General features: G+C 69.0%; 15 protein-coding genes. 9 read left to right on the top strand and 6 right to left on the bottom strand.

Annotation, left to right across the window (positions count from 1 at the left end; genetic code table 11):
- Positions 1 to 61 precede the first annotated feature (61 nt).
- Positions 62 to 2,422 (top strand): DNA topoisomerase IV subunit A, encoded by a 2,361-nt coding sequence (gene parC, locus AC07PR_RS04945; protein WP_495134581.1) that lies wholly within the window; start codon positions 62 to 64, stop codon positions 2,420 to 2,422.
- A 230-nt stretch (positions 2,423 to 2,652) separates the two neighbouring features.
- Positions 2,653 to 3,153 (top strand): FxDxF family PEP-CTERM protein, encoded by a 501-nt coding sequence (locus AC07PR_RS04940; RefSeq protein WP_377155529.1) that lies wholly within the window; start codon positions 2,653 to 2,655, stop codon positions 3,151 to 3,153.
- Positions 3,154 to 3,251: 98 nt separating this feature from the next.
- On the opposite strand, the gene AC07PR_RS04935 is transcribed toward AC07PR_RS04940, so the two are convergent.
- The 5 genes from AC07PR_RS04935 to AC07PR_RS04915 form a co-directional block, all read right to left on the bottom strand.
- Positions 3,252 to 3,563 (bottom strand): DUF3325 domain-containing protein, encoded by a 312-nt coding sequence (locus AC07PR_RS04935; RefSeq protein ID WP_377155528.1) that lies wholly within the window; start codon positions 3,561 to 3,563, stop codon positions 3,252 to 3,254.
- The gene (locus AC07PR_RS04930) at positions 3,556 to 5,241 is read right to left on the bottom strand and encodes a PepSY-associated TM helix domain-containing protein (protein ID WP_495134580.1); all 1,686 of its coding nucleotides are present in this window, start codon (positions 5,239 to 5,241) and stop codon (positions 3,556 to 3,558) included. The genes AC07PR_RS04935 and AC07PR_RS04930 overlap by 8 nt, the downstream gene beginning before the upstream one ends.
- A gap of 17 nt (positions 5,242 to 5,258) precedes the next feature.
- A complete protein-coding gene (locus AC07PR_RS04925; protein WP_495134579.1) occupies positions 5,259 to 5,585 on the bottom strand; it encodes an iron uptake protein in 327 nt (108 codons plus the stop codon).
- 173 nt (positions 5,586 to 5,758) lie between these two features.
- On the bottom strand, positions 5,759 to 6,799 hold the full coding sequence (locus AC07PR_RS04920; protein WP_377155524.1) for a quinone-dependent dihydroorotate dehydrogenase: 1,041 nt from the start codon (positions 6,797 to 6,799) through the stop codon (positions 5,759 to 5,761).
- A 155-nt stretch (positions 6,800 to 6,954) separates the two neighbouring features.
- Positions 6,955 to 7,905 (bottom strand): LysR family transcriptional regulator, encoded by a 951-nt coding sequence (locus AC07PR_RS04915; protein WP_495134578.1) that lies wholly within the window; start codon positions 7,903 to 7,905, stop codon positions 6,955 to 6,957.
- Positions 7,906 to 8,020: 115 nt separating this feature from the next.
- On the opposite strand from AC07PR_RS04915, the gene AC07PR_RS04910 reads away from it, so the two are divergent.
- The 5 genes from AC07PR_RS04910 to rpiA all read left to right on the top strand — a co-directional run bounded on the left by AC07PR_RS04910 (position 8,021) and on the right by rpiA (position 11,861).
- Complete coding sequence (locus AC07PR_RS04910; protein WP_495134577.1) at positions 8,021 to 8,995, top strand: DMT family transporter; 975 nt, start codon at positions 8,021 to 8,023, stop codon at positions 8,993 to 8,995.
- 52 nt (positions 8,996 to 9,047) lie between these two features.
- Positions 9,048 to 10,190, top strand: coding sequence for a 3-deoxy-7-phosphoheptulonate synthase (locus AC07PR_RS04905; RefSeq protein ID WP_377155521.1), 1,143 nt, complete (start codon positions 9,048 to 9,050; stop codon positions 10,188 to 10,190).
- Between the two features lie 4 nt (positions 10,191 to 10,194).
- Positions 10,195 to 10,623, top strand: coding sequence for a hypothetical protein (locus AC07PR_RS04900; RefSeq protein ID WP_377155520.1), 429 nt, complete (start codon positions 10,195 to 10,197; stop codon positions 10,621 to 10,623).
- 37 nt (positions 10,624 to 10,660) lie between these two features.
- Positions 10,661 to 11,134: a DUF6152 family protein gene (locus AC07PR_RS04895; RefSeq protein WP_377155519.1), complete on the top strand. Its 474-nt coding sequence runs from the start codon at positions 10,661 to 10,663 to the stop codon at positions 11,132 to 11,134.
- Positions 11,135 to 11,201: 67 nt separating this feature from the next.
- Entirely contained in the window at positions 11,202 to 11,861 is a 660-nt protein-coding gene (gene rpiA / locus AC07PR_RS04890; protein ID WP_495134576.1) for a ribose-5-phosphate isomerase RpiA, read from the top strand.
- 67 nt (positions 11,862 to 11,928) lie between these two features.
- On the opposite strand, the gene AC07PR_RS04885 is transcribed toward rpiA, so the two are convergent.
- Positions 11,929 to 13,479 (bottom strand): methyl-accepting chemotaxis protein, encoded by a 1,551-nt coding sequence (locus tag AC07PR_RS04885; protein ID WP_483106068.1) that lies wholly within the window; start codon positions 13,477 to 13,479, stop codon positions 11,929 to 11,931.
- Positions 13,480 to 13,673: 194 nt separating this feature from the next.
- Between AC07PR_RS04885 and AC07PR_RS04880 the strand changes: the two genes are divergently transcribed.
- Together AC07PR_RS04880 and AC07PR_RS04875 are read left to right on the top strand one after the other, a co-directional pair.
- Positions 13,674 to 14,036, top strand: a complete 363-nt coding sequence (locus AC07PR_RS04880; protein ID WP_483106069.1) for a putative quinol monooxygenase — start codon at positions 13,674 to 13,676, stop codon at positions 14,034 to 14,036.
- Between the two features lie 149 nt (positions 14,037 to 14,185).
- A complete protein-coding gene (locus AC07PR_RS04875; protein WP_431103120.1) occupies positions 14,186 to 14,566 on the top strand; it encodes a hypothetical protein in 381 nt (126 codons plus the stop codon).
- The last annotated feature ends 2 nt before the right edge of the window (positions 14,567 to 14,568 follow it).

Here is a 14,568-nt window from a genome sequence, read left to right as displayed (position 1 = left end):
ATTCGCAAGAACGTTTTTCCAGACATTCGCAAGCAGATTCGAACGACCGGCGCAGGCCGGCATGAGAGAGATGACCCAAGAGACCTTTGATTTCGAGAACCCCAACGGCGCCGGCGGCCCGGGCGGTCAGTCCCCGTCGGGCGACGCGCTGACGCTGGCGCAGTACGCGCAGCAGGCCTACCTGGAATACGCGCTGTCGGTGGTGAAGGGCCGGGCCTTGCCGTCCTACAGCGACGGCCAGAAGCCGGTGCAGCGGCGCATCCTGTTCACCATGGAGCGGCTCGGCCTGGGCTTCACCGGGACGACCGGCGCCAAGGCGGTCAAGAGCGCCCGCGTGGTCGGCGAGGTGCTCGGCAAGTACCACCCGCACGGCGACCAGGCCGCGTACGACGCGATGGTGCGCATGGCGCAGGACTTCAGCCAGCGTTATCCGCTGGTCGACGGCCAGGGCAACTTCGGCAGCCGGGACGGCGACAACGCCGCCGCGATGCGGTACACGGAAGCGCGCTTGTCGGCCTACTCGCGCCTGCTGCTGGACGAGCTGGACCAGGGCACGGTCGACTTCCAGCCCAACTACGACGGCTCCGAGAGCGAGCCCCGCGAACTGCCGGCGCGCTTGCCGTTCGTGCTGCTGAACGGCGCCTCGGGCATCGCGGTGGGCATGGCCACGGAGATCCCGAGCCACAACCTGCGCGAGGTCGCCGAGGCGGCGGTGCTGCTGCTCAAGCGGCCGGATGCCAGCGACGATGACCTCTTCGGCGCGATCAAGGGCCCGGACTATCCGGGCGGCGGCCAGTTGATCAGCTCGGCGGACGAAATCCGCGCGGCCTACAGCACCGGTCGCGGCAGCCTGAAGGTGCGCGCGCGCTGGAAGATCGAGGACCTCGCCCGCGGGCAGTGGCAACTGGTCGTGACCGAGCTGCCGCAAGGCGTCAGCACGGCTAAGGTGCTCGAGGAGATCGAGGAGCTGACCAACCCCAAGGTCAAGACCGGCAAGAAGACGGTGACGCCGGAGCAGCTGCAGCTCAAGGGCGCGATGCTGGCGGTGCTGGACAAGGCCCGCGACGAGTCCAACAAGGACGCGCCGGTGCGCCTGGTCTTCGAGCCCAAGAGCCGCACGGTCGACCAGCAGGACTTCATCAACACGCTGCTCGCGCAGACCAGCCTGGAGACGACGGCGCCGCTGAACCTGACGATGGTCGGCGACGACGGCCGACCGACGCAGAAGACGCTGCGCAAGATCCTGACCGAGTGGATCGGCTTCCGCCTGAACACGGTGACGCGACGCACGCAGCATCGCCTGGACAAGGTCCGCGACCGCATCCACATCCTGGAAGGCCGCCACGAGATCCTGCTGCACATCGACGAGGTCATCGCGCTCATCCGCCACTCGGACGAACCGAAACCGGCGCTGATCGAGCGCTTCAAGCTCAGCGAGCGCCAGGCCGAGGACATCCTGGAAATCCGCCTGCGCCAGCTGGCGCGACTGGAGTTCATCAAGATCGAGCAGGAGCTGAAGAACCTGCGCGAAGAAGCCGGCAAGCTCGAGGAGATCCTGTCCAACCCGTCGGTGCTGCGCCGCACGGTGGTCAAGGAGATCGAGGCCGACGCCAAGCAGTACGGCGACGACCGCCGCACCGAGATCAAGGAAGACAAGCGCGCGGTCGCCGAGGTGCGCATCGTCGACGAGCCTGTGACGGTGGTCGTCAGCCTGAAGGGCTGGGTGCGCGCGCTCAAGGGCCACGAGGTGGATCCTGCGGCGCTGGCGTTCAAGTCCGGTGACTCGCTGTACGGCGTGTTCCCGTGCCGCAGCGTCGATCCGCTGGTGGTGCTGGGCACCAACGGCCGGGCCTACTCGGTGCCGGTCTCGGCGCTGCCGGGCGGCCGCGGCGACGGCCAGCCGATCACCACGCTGATCGAGCTGGAGTCGGGCACCCAGATCGCGCACTATTTCGCCGGCGCGGCGACGCAGAAGCTGCTGCTCGCGGGGACGGGCGGCTTCGGCCTGGTGGCCGAGGTCGGCGACCTGGTCGGCCGCCAGAAGGCGGGCAAGAGCTTCCTGAGCCTGGAAGGCGAGGAGCGCCCGCTGCCGCCGTCGGTGGTGCCGGCCGGGGAGGTCGCCGGCGTGCAGGTCGCCTGTCTGTCGATGACCGGTCGCCTGCTGACCTTCGCGATGGACGAGCTCAAGCACCAGCCCAAGGGCGGTCGCGGCCTGACGCTGATCGACCTGGACGCGAAGGATGCGCTGGTCAGCGTGGCCGCGTTCACGACCCATCTGCTGGTCAGCGGCACGATCCGCGGCGGCAAGGCCCGGGAAGAGCCGCTGAAGGGCGTGGCGCTCGCCGGCTACGCCGGCAAACGAGCCAAGAAGGGCAAGCCCTGCGACGTGATGCAGAAGCCGATGCGCATCACGGCAGGGTAAAGCTGAGGGATCTTCTCCCCGGTCACCGCCCATCGCCTGTTCGATCGGCGGCGTGCCTGAAGTGGGCACACATGGGACAAGGGAAGGGGACAAAACCTGGCCCTTGTCCCCTGTGGATGTGACACGCCAGTGACGCACCGCAACAAAAGTCGCCGGTTTGTGCAGGACGCGAACCCATGCTGCAGTGCAAACTCCGTCACGAATCAACTCGACTGACGGGATCGGCAGCCATGAAATTGAAGTCTCTCGTGCTGGCGCTGGGCGCCGCGCTGATCGGTGGCGCCGCGGGCGCCGCGACCCTGGATCCGGTGTTTGTCACGCCGACGGTGACCCCGAGCGGCAATAGCTTTTCGGACGTGGTCCTCGGATCCTTCACCCTGACGCAGGCCTCGGACGTCACCGGCTCGGTGCTGGCCGCAACCACCATCAGCTTCGGCAACGGCTTCACGGTGCCGCTGCAGTCGGTGAGCTTCAGCTTCGCGGGCCTGAACGGGCTGACCGACCTGGACGCGAGCGCCGCCGGCTTCCACTACGCCAACCTGGCCGCCGGCACGTATCAGCTGCTCGCCAGCGGCACGCTGGGCGGTGCCGGCTTCGGTGGCATCGCGGTGCTGTCGACGACGGTCAACGTCGCCGCGGCGGCTGCCGTGCCGGAGCCCGCGACCTACGCGCTGATGCTGGCCGGTATCGCCGGCATCGGCTTCGCGGCGCGTCGTCGTCGCCAGGACTGATCGGCATCCGGGCCGCGGGTTGCGGCCACTGCCTCGACGGCCGCGTGAGTGGCCGTTCTTCATTCGGCCGCTCACGCGGCCGTTTGTCTTTCAGCCGCTCAACGCGGCCACAGCGCCTTCAGCCATCGCGGGCGCCACGACAGCGTGGCCGCGATGGCCGCTGCCGAGCCCGCCAGCAGCATCAGCCAGACCAGCGCGGCCATCGACGGGTGATCCGCCTGCAGGCACAGGCCGAGCGACAGCGCCAGTGCGAGCACGCCGGCCGCGCGGAGATTCCGGACGGTGGCCGCCGTCGGCGCGGCTTCGCCGTGGACCTGCTCCCAGTGGGTGTCCATCGCCAACGCCAGCCAGCCGAAGCCCAGCACGGCGTTCACGGCGGCAGCGCTCAACAGCACAACGGGCTCAGCCATGACGGACTCCCGCGGTCTTGAGGGCGGACGGCGAGGCAGGCTCCGGCGACGCTGAACGCCTGGCCCTTTGCGCCAGCTTGCTGGCGGCGAACAGGGCGATGGCGGCCATCGCGATCAGGCTCAGGTCCGCGCCGGCCACCGGCCAGTAGCCGGCCGACAGTGTCTTGCCGAGGTGGTCGCCCGTCGTGACCGCATTCGCGATGACCGCCGACGCCGCGCCCAAGGCGATCGCCCAGCATTGCTCGCGCCAGGCCGGATTCATGCGCGCCTGCGCGACCGCGCCGCCGCGGAGGAAGGCATGCGCCATCGTCAGCGCCCAGGTGCTCCAGAACACGTTGCGCTCCCACGCGCCCTTGTCGGCGAGCGACTCCGGCAGCAGGCGGTTGGCGATCAGCATGGCCATCGTCGCGACCAGCATGCCGGTGACGGTCGTCACCGCCAGCGCGTCGACGATGCGGCTGCCCTGTCCGCCGGCCTTCGCGTGCTGCTGCTTGCGCTTCTCCACGAAGAACAGGAAACCCGTCGCGATGCACACGCAGCCCAGCAGGCCGCCCAGCACGTAGAGCCAGCGCAGCAGCCAATGCCGGAAGTGCTGCAGGTGCAGCCCGGTGAGGAACTCGTTGACGCTGTCGACGGCGGTGCGCGGCGGATCCTCGCGCAGCAGCTCGCCGGTGGTCCCCTTGAAGTGGATGCCTTCGCCGGTCAGCGCGACGCGGTCGGTGCCGGCGCGATACACGCTCACATAGGCGTTGGCATCGCCGACGTGCTGCACGTTGACGAAGCCCACGTCGCCCGCCATGCCCTTGGCCGCCCAGCGACGCTGCGCCTCGGCCACCATCGCGTCCACCGAGGCCAGCGGCGCCGCGGTGCCGGCGCGCTCGTGCGGCAAGCCGGTCTCCTGCGCCTCCACGCGTTCATGGAGGTCGTGCAGGTCATGCAACTGTGTGTGGGCGACCGGGAAATAGATGCCCGCGAAGATCACCAGCCCCGTGAACGCGAAGAAGAAATGGAAGGGCAGCGCCACGACGCCGGTGAGGTTGTGCAGGTCCAGCGCGCTGCGCTGCACAGTCTTGTTGCGACGGAAGGTGAAGAACTCGCGGAAGATCTTGCGGTGCATCACCACGCCGCTGACCAGCGCCGCCAGCATCATCAGCGCCGAGAAGCCGACGATCCAGTAGCCCAGGTCCTTCCACGTGACGTGCAGGCTGTAGTGCAGCGGATAGAAGAACTCGCTGCCGATGCGCAACTGACCCTGCGGCAGCACCGCGCCATTGCGCGGATCGAGCGCATGGACCGCGAAGACGGTCTCGTCCGGATCCTTCGCGTTCGGCACCTTGAAGCCGGCGAACACCGACACCACCGGATCGCGGTGGGTCGTGTACGCGCCCCAGCTGCTGACGACATCGAAGCGCTCGGGCAGCGGTCCGTTGACGCGGCCTTCGAGCAGCGCGACGGTCTCCTTGGCCGGTTGCATCTTCTCGAAGGCGGGCTTGAGGATCTGGTCGAAGGACGGCATCGGCTGCGGCTCGAAGCGCGAGGACGGGATCGCCCAGCGGTCGATCTCGCGGTCGAAGACCGACAGCGCGCCGAAGAAGAACACCACCATCAGCACGAAGCCCAGCACCAGGCCGAACCAGGTGTGCAGCCAGGCCATCGACAGCCGGAAATTCTGGAACACGGTCCGATCCTTTCGCGTCAGGCGAGCAGCGCGCGCTGGATCAGCGCGGCTGCCCCGGTCATGACGCCGCCGCCGGCCAGCAGCACCACCCAGCACAGGCCGACGCGGCGTGCCGCGAAGGTCCAGAGGAACACCACCAGGAAGAGCAGCACGCCCAGGATCGCGCTCAGGTGCTCGGCGTCGTGGAAGGGCATGCCCAGCGCATAGAGCCCGCTGTGCGCGATCGCGATGAAGCCCCAGCAGAACGCGTAGCCGCCGAGGATCGCCGCGCCGATGCGGGAGAGAAGGGCGAGCGGAGGTCGTCGGCCAGTGCCTCGAGCGGGGCGGGTAGCGGCATCAATCATGAGCGGGCAGGCATCGGGGAGATGTGAATGCGAGGCATTATCGTCTCGGCAATGGCCCAACCGAATGAAGTTCTAGCTCTCGCCAGCAGGTCTTTGCTGGATGCGCCAACGAAAAAGCGCTCCCTCGGGAGCGCTTTGTCTGGCAGGTGGGACGTGGATCGACGAGTGCGGGGTCAGAGCCGCGCCATCGCCTTCGCGCACTCGGGCACCAGCGCCGGGCCCTTGTAGATCAGGCCGGTATAGAGCTGGACCAGATCCGCGCCGGCCTGCAGCTTGGCCCGCGCATCCTCGCCGCCGAGAACGCCGCCGACGCCGATGATCGGATAGCCGCTGCCCAGCGCCGCGCGCAGCAGGCGGATCACCCGGTTGCTGGCCTCGAAGACCGGCGCGCCGGACAGGCCGCCGGTCTCGTTCGCGTGCGGCAGGCCCTGCACGGCCTCGCGCGAGATGGTCGTGTTGGTCGCGATGACGCCGTCGATGCCGTGGCGCTTCAGGCTCGCGGCGATGACGGCGACCTGCTCCTCGTCGAGGTCCGGCGCGATCTTCACGAACAGCGGGACTTGCCGCCCGCTCTCGTCCTGCAGCGCCAGCCGACGCGCCTGCAGCGGACCGAGCAGCGCATCCAGCGCCTCGTCGCTCTGCAACTGGCGCAGGTTCTTGGTGTTGGGGCTGGAGATGTTGACGGTGATGTAGTCGGCATGCGGGAACACGCCTTCCAGGCCGATCAGGTAGTCGTCGACGGCATGCTCGATCGGCGTCGCGGCGTTCTTGCCGATGTTCAGGCCGAGCAGCCCGCCATGGTGACGGAAGCTGTGCGAGCGCTTGACGTTGGCGATGAACGCGTCCAGCCCCTCGTTGTTGAAGCCCAGGCGGTTGATCAGCGCCTGCTTGGCCGGCAGACGGAACATGCGCGGCTTGTCGTTGCCGGGCTGCGCCTTGGGCGTGACGGTGCCGACCTCGATGAAGCCGAAGCCCATTGCGCCAAGGCCGTCGATGCAGCGCCCGTTCTTGTCGAGGCCGGCCGCCAGGCCGATGCGGTTGGGGAAGCGCAGTCCGGCGACGGTCACCGGATCGGACACCCGCGTCTGCGCCCAGGCGCATTGGGCGGGGGTGTTCTGCAGACGGGCGATGCTGCCCAGGGTCAGTTCGTGCGCGTGTTCGGGATCCAGACCGAATAGGAAGGGACGGGCGAAGCCGTAGGGGATGAGAGCCATGATGGGGGCGGATTGTCTCATCGCCCTTCGCACGCCCCTGGCCGCGCCTACTCCTGGCGTGCGAACGGTGATGGGGGACTCCCCCTGGCCCGTTCGGGCCGGGGCCTGGCGGAGCCTTCGGGGCGGCTCCCGCCGCGGGCCCGCCGGCGCTGGTGTCAGGTGGGTGCCGGGCGATCCCATGGCGCCACGTCGCCGAACCGTTCGACACAGAAATCGATCAGCGCGCGCACCTTCGGACTCGGAAAGCGGCTCGGCAGGTAGACCGCGTAGAGCACGTTGGCCTCGGCCGGACCGCCCAGCGGCGTCCAGTCCGGGAGCAGGGCGGTCAGGCGGCCCTCGCGCAGGTCGCGACCGATCGCGTAGGTGGGCAGCACCGCCAGGCCCATGCCGGCCAGCGCCGCCACCCGCAGCGACTCGCTGCTGTTGGCCGTGAGGCCGCTCTCGAAGCGCAGAGCCCCGGAGATCTCGACCTCCGACTTGCCCTCGGCGGCATGGCGGAAGCGCCAGCGCTCCGGCGCGTGCAGGTAGCCGAAGCGCAGGCAGCGGTGGCCGGCCAGGTCCGCGACCGCCGTCGGCGTGCCATGCCTGGCGAGGTAGTCCGGCGACGCACACAGCACGAAGCGGATGTCGGCCAGCTTGCGCGCGACAAGCCCGGGACTCGGACGCCCCGTCAGGCGCATCACGACGTCGAAGCCTTCCTCGGCCAGGTCGACATAGCGGTCGTTGAGGCCGAGCACGATCTGCAGCTGCGGATGCATCGCGCAGAACTCCGCCATCAACGCGGTGAATTGCAGGTTGCCGAAGGCGGTCGAGGTGCTCAGCCGCAGCACGCCGCGCGGCTGCTCGCGCTGGCCGGCGAGTTCCGCATCGAGCGCCTGCGCCTCCTCGATCAGGCGCTGGGCACGCTCGTAGACGCTGCGCCCCTCGGCGGTGGCGCTGATGCTGCGGGTGGTCCGGTGCAGCAGCCGCGTGCCGAGCTGCTGTTCCAGCCGCGCGACCTGCTTGCTGACGGCGGACTTGGTCGCGCCCAGCAGCTTGGCCGCGCCCGAAAAGCTGCGTGCGTCCACGACGCGGGCAAAGGCTTGCAGGTCTTCCAGGCGGCCCATGACGGTCCCTTGATTGTTCTCGATCTGGAAACTCTAAAACGAATCGCTGACGGATTGTGTCCAGGGGCTTCCATTTCTAGAGTTCGTCTCATCGACGTTCACCTGGGAGTTCGCCATGACGACCTCGACCCTCACCACTGCCACGCCGCATTCACCGCAGTCGCCCCCGGCGTCGCGCCGACTTCCACGGCTGGGTGGCGGCACGCGACCCGACCGTCTCGGCGCCCTGGTGGCGCTGAGCCTGCCGGCGCTGTTCATCCTGCTGTGGAGCACGGGTTACGTCGCCGGCAAGCTGGCGCTGCCGCACGCGGGACCGTTCACGCTGCTGGCGCTGCGCTTCGGGCTGGCGGCGGTGGTGCTGCTGGCCGTGTCGGTCGCGACGCGCGCACCGTGGCCGAAGACGGCGCGGGCCTGGATCCACCTCGGCGTCGTCGGCCTGCTGATGCAGGTGCTGCATTTCTCCGGCGTCTACTGCGCGATCGCGTGGGGTCTGCCGACCGGCGTGGCCGCGCTGCTGATCGGGATGATGCCGCTGGCCACCGCGATGGGCGCCCACCTGTGGCTGGCCGAACGGATGAGCGCCGGCCAGTGGCTGGGCATGCTCGGCGGCGCGGCTGGCGTGGCGCTGGTGATCGTCGACCGGCCGCTGGGCGGTGGGGCGTGGATGGCCTACGGCGCGGGGCTGCTCGGGCTGGCCGGCCTGGTCGCCGGCACGCTGTACCAGAAGCGCTTCTGCGCCGGCATGGACCTGCGCACCGGCAGCGGCATCCAGATGACGGTCTCCGCGCTCACCGTACTGGCGCTGGCCTGGTGGCGCGAACCCGGGATGCCTGACTGGAGTCCGGAATTGATCGGCTCGACGCTGTGGCTGGGGCTGGTGAACTCGATCGGCGCGTTCAGCCTGATGTTCGTGATGATCCGGCGCGGTCAGGCCGGCGCGGTGGCCAGGCTCTTCTACCTGATCCCCGGCGTGTCGGCGCTGATGGGCATGGGGCTGCTCGGCGAGCACTTCGGCGCGCTGGCCCTGGTGGGCTTCGTCGTGTCGGCGGCCTCGGTGGGACTGGCCTCGATGTCTCGGGCGGGCGGATAATCGGCGGTTCAATTTCGCGTATCGACGCCCGAGAGGGCGCAGCGCCGCCGCCATGAAGCACCTCGACCACCCGCAGCACGATCGCGAGATCGGTTCCGCCGATTCCACCCGCGACGACACCCGCACCGACGACACCCGCATCGATGCGGTCCGCCCGCTGATCTCGCCGGCGCTGCTGCTCGACGAGCTGCCGCTGCCGGAGGCCTCGCTGAAGGTCGTCGAGACCGCGCGCCGCGAGATCAGCGACGTGCTGCACGGCCGCGACGACCGGCTGCTGTGCATCGTCGGGCCGTGCTCCATCCACGACCATGGCCAGGCGATGGACTACGCCCGGCTGCTGAAGGACCTGCGCGGCGAGCTCGAGCAGGATCTGCTGATCGTGATGCGCGTGTACTTCGAGAAGCCGCGCACGACGGTGGGGTGGAAGGGCTACATCAACGACCCGCACCTGGACGGCAGCTTCCACATGAACGAAGGCCTGCGGCTGGCGCGCCAGCTGCTGCTGGACGTGACGGCGCTGGGCCTGCCCGCTGGCACCGAGTTCCTGGACCTGCTGTCGCCGCAGTACATCTCGGACCTGATCGCCTGGGGCGCGATCGGCGCGCGCACCACCGAGAGCCAGAGCCACCGCCAGCTGGCGTCGGGCCTGTCCTGCCCGGTGGGTTTCAAGAACGGCACGGACGGCTCGGTGAAGATCGCCGCCGACGCGGTGCTGGCGGCGCGCGCGAGCCACGCCTTCATGGGCATGACGAAGATGGGCCTGGCCGCGATCTTCGAGACCCGCGGCAACGACGACTGCCACCTGATCCTGCGCGGCGGCAAGGCGCCGAACTACGACGCGGCGTCGGTACAGGCGGCGGCCGAGGTGCTGAAGGCCGCGGGCCTGCGCGAGCAGTTGATGATCGACTTCTCTCACGCGAACTCGTCGAAGAAGTACGAGCGCCAGATCGACGTCGGCCACGATGTCGGCGCGCAGATCGCCGGCGGCGATGCGCGCATCACCGGCGTGATGGTCGAGTCCCACCTGCAGCCAGGTCGCCAGGACCTGCTGGCCGGTCAGACCAAGGCCGACCTGCTGCCGGGCGTGTCGATCACCGACGCCTGCCTGGGTTGGAGCCAGACCGAGCCGCTGATGCGCTCGCTGGCGGCCGCGGTGCGTGAACGTCGAGAGCGTCGCGAGCGTCGCGTGGCCTGAGCGCATGTGGCGCACGATGACGACGCTGGTGGCCCATCCGTGGGCTTACCCAGCGTTCTCGGTCGTGCACCTGATCGGGCTGGGCGCGCTGTTCGGTGGGCTGCTGGTCTTCGAGCTAAGGACGCTGGGTCTGCGGCGCGAGCTGGATCCGTCGTCGCTGGCCCGGCTGGCGATTCCCGCGGCCTTGGCGGGCTTCGCGCTGTGCGCGGTGTCCGGCGCGGCGATGTTCGCGATCCAGCCCCAGGAACTGTGGGTCAATCCGGCGTTGCGGATCAAGGTCGCGCTGATCGCGCTGGCGGGCCTGAACGCCGCGTGGTTCCACTGGCGCGGTGGCGTCCGCGCGCAGGACCGGCTCGGGCGCTGGCAATGCCTGCTGTCGTTGGGGATTTGGGTCGCTGTCATCATCTGCGGGCGCTGGATCGCGTTCGTCTGACTTCCCACCCGCCGGCGCGTCTTTCAAGGAGGCTTCGATGGAACGTCGTCTGTTGCTGGCCGCGCTCGCGGCCGCGCCCCTGATGCCCGCCACCGTCCGCGCCCATCACGGGTGGAGCGGCTTCGATCAGGATCGCCCGTTGTATCTCGAAGGCAAGGCGCTCAAGGTCGCCTGGCGCAACCCGCATGCGGAACTGGACCTCGAGGTGCCGGAGCGGCTGGTGCTGCCGGCGGACCTGAAGCAGCGGACGCTGCCGAAGCAGACGACCGCCGTCGATGGCCAGGCGCTGCTCGCGAAGACGCAGGTGCCGACGCGGCGCGACCGGCGCTGGGAGGTCGAACTCGCGCCGCTGACGCGGCTGGAGGCCTGGAAGGTCGAGGAGATCAGGCCCGGCACCGACGTGTCGGTGATCGGCTTCGCCGCCCCGGGCGAGCAGGGCGAGGCGGTGCTGCGGGCGGAGTACCTGTTCGTCGGCGGGAAGGTGTACGGACTGAGGTCGTCGCCGGCGTGAGCGGCGGAGATAATCCCGCCTTTCCTCTCCCGCCATCAACGACGAGCCTTCGCTCGATCCCTTCGCCATGACCCAAGACGAATTGAAGACCCTGGTCGGCCAGGCCGCATTGCAGTACGTGACGCCGGACACGGTGGTGGGCGTGGGCACCGGATCGACGGTGGACAAGTTCATCGACGCGCTGGCCGCCAGCGCGATCCGCATCTCGGGCGCGGTGTCGAGCTCGCTGCGCAGCACCGAGCGGATGAAGGCGCTGGGCATCCCGGTGCTGGACGCGTCGGAGGTCGAGTCGCTGCAGGTTTACATCGACGGCGCCGACGAGATCGACCGCCAGGGCCACATGGTCAAGGGCGGCGGTGCCGCGCTGACGCGCGAGAAGATCGTGGCCGATCTGGCGAAGACCTTCGTCTGCATCGCCGACGAGAGCAAGCTGGTCGACGTGCTGGGCGGCTTCCCGCTGCCGGTCGAGGTGATCCCGATGGCCGCCGCGCAGATCGCGCGCCGTTTCCGGGCGATGGGCGCGGAGCCGGTGCTGCGCAAGGACTGCGTGACGGACAACAGCTGCCAGATCCTGGACGTCAAGGGCCTGAAGATCACGGACCCGGCCGCGTTCGAGGCCGAGGTCACCCAGTGGCCCGGCGTGGTCACCGTCGGCGTCTTCGCCCGCAACAAGGCGGGCGTGTGCCTGCTCGGGACGGCGCAGGGCGTGAAGACGATGACGTTCTGAGCGAACGCCGGAGGAAATGACGTCGGGGCCCCGCGGGGCCCCGATCTTTCTTCTGCTCCCCGAGCGCTCAGCGCAGCCGGAACACCGAGATCGCGGTGGCCAGCCGTTGCGACTGCTCCTTGAGGCTCTCGGCCGCCGCCGCCGATTCCTCGACCAGCGCCGCGTTCTGTTGCGTCATCTGGTCCAGCTGGCCGATGGCCGCGTTGACCTGGTTGATGCCGTCGCTCTGCTCACGCGACGCGGCGCTGATCTCGCCGATGATGTCGGCCACGCGCTGCACGCTGGCCACGATCTCGGTCATCGCGCCGCCGGCGTCTTCCACCAGGCGCGAGCCCGACTCGACGCGCTCGACGCTGGCGCCGATCAGCGTCTTGATCTCCTTGGCCGCCTCGGCGCTGCGCTGTGCGAGCGAACGCACCTCGCTCGCGACCACCGCGAAACCGCGGCCCTGTTCGCCGGCGCGCGCCGCTTCCACGGCCGCGTTCAGCGCCAGGATGTTGGTCTGGAACGCGATGCCGTCGATGGTGCCGATGATGTCGGCGATGCGGCGCGAGCTGTTGCTGATGTCGCCCATGGTGCTCACCACCTGACTCATCACCGAGCCGCCGCGTTGCGCCGTCTCCGCTGCCGAGCTCGACAGCTGGTTGGCCGTCATCGCCGAATCCGCCGTCTGGCGCACCGTGCCCGTCAACTGCGTCATCGACGCGGCAACTTCCTGCAGGTTGGAGGCTGTCTGTTCGGTGCGCGCGCTCAGGTCGTGGTTGCCGGTGGCGATCTCCGCGCTGGCGGTGCCGATGCTCTCGGCCGAGCCGCGCACGTCGCCGATCAGCTTCAGCAATTGCGATTGCATGCCGCCCAGCGAGCCGAGCAGTTGGCCCGTTTCATCACGGCCGCCTTGAGGCACGCGCTGCGTCAGGTCGAAATGGGCGATGGCGTCCGCCACTTCGGCGGCACCACGCAGCGGGCCAGTGATCGAGCGCGTCAGCGTCACCGCGAACCACACGCCGAGCGCCAGCGCGACCAGCGAGAACACCAGCAGCGCGGTCCGCGCCCGGCTGTTGGTCGCGTCGAGCTGCTTGGCGGCGTCGTCCAGCAAGCTGCGCTTGTGCTGCACGATGGCCTGGATCGCTTCCTGGAACTTCGCCGCGGCCGGCTGGAATTCGCGGTCGAAGACCTCGCGCGACTTGTCCGCGTCACCGGCCTTCTTGGCGGCGGCCACCGCGTCGCGCGTGCTCAGGTAACCCTTGCGGGCCTCGCTGAGCGTCTCGAACATCTTGCGTTCCTCGGGCGTGACCATGTAGCCGTCGAGCTGCTTCTGCAGCTCGCCCGACTGCTTGGTCGATTCGGCCGAGGTGGCGGCGAAGAACTGGGCCAGGCTGGGGTCCGCGCTGACCGCGATCGCGCTGGTGCGGTTCACACCATTGGTGATGTTGCGGTACCAGTCGGACGCGACACGTTCGGCGGCCAGGTCCTGGTTGAGCATCACGTCGGTCTCGGCGGCCACGCGGCCCAGGGCCAGGTAGCTCAGGCCCGAGCCCACGAAGGCGATCAGCAGCACCAGGCCCAGCACCACGCCGAGCCGCTGGCCGATCGATCGGCCCGCCACGAGATGAATCATGAATGTGTCTCCCGAGATATTGAATCCGCTTGGATCCGTTTGGATTCGTATGTCTGCGCCCATGCGGGCGCGCGACGCCTTGACGGCACCTTCGCTTCATATCGACGCGTACGTGAAGAAACTTAAATGGTTCGACGGCGGGGCGCCGGACAATGCGCCATCCGTCACGACCCCGTCCATCACCGATGTCCGCCATGTCCGACACGACTCTCCCGACCGCCGAGCGCGGCAGCTTCCTGCAGGTGATCGCGCATTACCACGTCAAGCCGGGTCTGGGCGACCAGGTCGGCGCGCTGCTCGTCGAACTGACCGAGGCCACGCGCCGCGAGGCCAAGAACCTGGCGTATGCGTTCTACCGCTCGCCGCAGGATCCGGACCGCTACGTGATCCTCGAGCAGTACACCGATGCGAGCGGCCTGGACGAGCACCGGGCCTCCGAGCATTTCCAGCGGCTGGGCTTCGGCACGATCATCCCGATGCTGGTGTCGCGCGAGGTGACGAGCTACGTCGTGCGCGTGGGCGCCGACGGCAAGCCGGTGGACGCCGTCAAGGCCTGACCCCCCGAAATGACGAGGGGTGTTGACGCCGCGCAAGGGGAGGTCGAATCCCCCGCCGCTTCCCCCGAAAGTTGAATCCGCAACTTCTCTCGCAGTGGCAGAGTAATGGCCATGGATGGGCGACGCCCGTCGTTGCGATGGGGAAGTTCATGCAGTTCAATGAAGAAGGACAGCGCGCAAGCGCGATGGGCGGAAACGCCGAACTGGCGCTGCAGGTGCAGATGCTGAAGACGCGCTTGGATGTGGTGTTGCCGACCCTGGCGACGCGAGAGCAGCTGCAGCAGGAGGTGGGCGCGCTCCGCGGGGAGATCGGCACGGTGCGTGCCGAGATCGGCAGCCTCCGGTCGGAAATGCATCAGGCGTTCACCAACCTGCTGAAGTGGGGCGTCGGCGTCGCGTTGACGTCGATCGTGGCTGCGGCGGCCGTCGTGACGGCCATGGCGCCGATGCTCCAGCTCTCGCCGCGCGGTCGGGATGCCCTGGCATTGGCGATGGTGGCCGACAAGGCGCAAGACCTGCAGCGCGAGTAGGC

This window comes from Roseateles sp. GW821-FHT09H11, from assembly GCF_059415845.1.
The sequence above is the reverse complement of the archived record's forward strand: the minus strand, read 5'-3'. Positions and strand labels throughout refer to the sequence as shown.

Bases quoted from the DNA above. Each gene is read 5' to 3' on its own strand.
- AC07PR_RS04895 (WP_377155519.1), top strand. From the start codon at position 10,661: ATGGAACGTCGTCTGTTGCTGGCCGCGCTCGCGGCCGCGCCCCTGATG.
- AC07PR_RS04905 (WP_377155521.1), top strand. From the start codon at position 9,048: ATGAAGCACCTCGACCACCCGCAGCACGATCGCGAGATCGGTTCCGCC.
- AC07PR_RS04925 (WP_495134579.1), bottom strand. From the start codon at position 5,585: ATGATTGATGCCGCTACCCGCCCCGCTCGAGGCACTGGCCGACGACCT.
- AC07PR_RS04920 (WP_377155524.1), bottom strand. From the start codon at position 6,799: ATGGCTCTCATCCCCTACGGCTTCGCCCGTCCCTTCCTATTCGGTCTG.
- AC07PR_RS04935 (WP_377155528.1), bottom strand. From the start codon at position 3,563: ATGGCTGAGCCCGTTGTGCTGTTGAGCGCTGCCGCCGTGAACGCCGTG.
- AC07PR_RS04900 (WP_377155520.1), top strand. From the start codon at position 10,195: ATGTGGCGCACGATGACGACGCTGGTGGCCCATCCGTGGGCTTACCCA.
- rpiA (WP_495134576.1), top strand. From the start codon at position 11,202: ATGACCCAAGACGAATTGAAGACCCTGGTCGGCCAGGCCGCATTGCAG.
- AC07PR_RS04910 (WP_495134577.1), top strand. From the start codon at position 8,021: ATGACGACCTCGACCCTCACCACTGCCACGCCGCATTCACCGCAGTCG.
- parC (WP_495134581.1), top strand. From the start codon at position 62: ATGAGAGAGATGACCCAAGAGACCTTTGATTTCGAGAACCCCAACGGC.
- AC07PR_RS04880 (WP_483106069.1), top strand. From the start codon at position 13,674: ATGTCCGACACGACTCTCCCGACCGCCGAGCGCGGCAGCTTCCTGCAG.
- AC07PR_RS04940 (WP_377155529.1), top strand. From the start codon at position 2,653: ATGAAATTGAAGTCTCTCGTGCTGGCGCTGGGCGCCGCGCTGATCGGT.
- AC07PR_RS04915 (WP_495134578.1), bottom strand. From the start codon at position 7,905: ATGGGCCGCCTGGAAGACCTGCAAGCCTTTGCCCGCGTCGTGGACGCA.
- AC07PR_RS04875 (WP_431103120.1), top strand. From the start codon at position 14,186: ATGCAGTTCAATGAAGAAGGACAGCGCGCAAGCGCGATGGGCGGAAAC.
- AC07PR_RS04885 (WP_483106068.1), bottom strand. From the start codon at position 13,479: ATGATTCATCTCGTGGCGGGCCGATCGATCGGCCAGCGGCTCGGCGTG.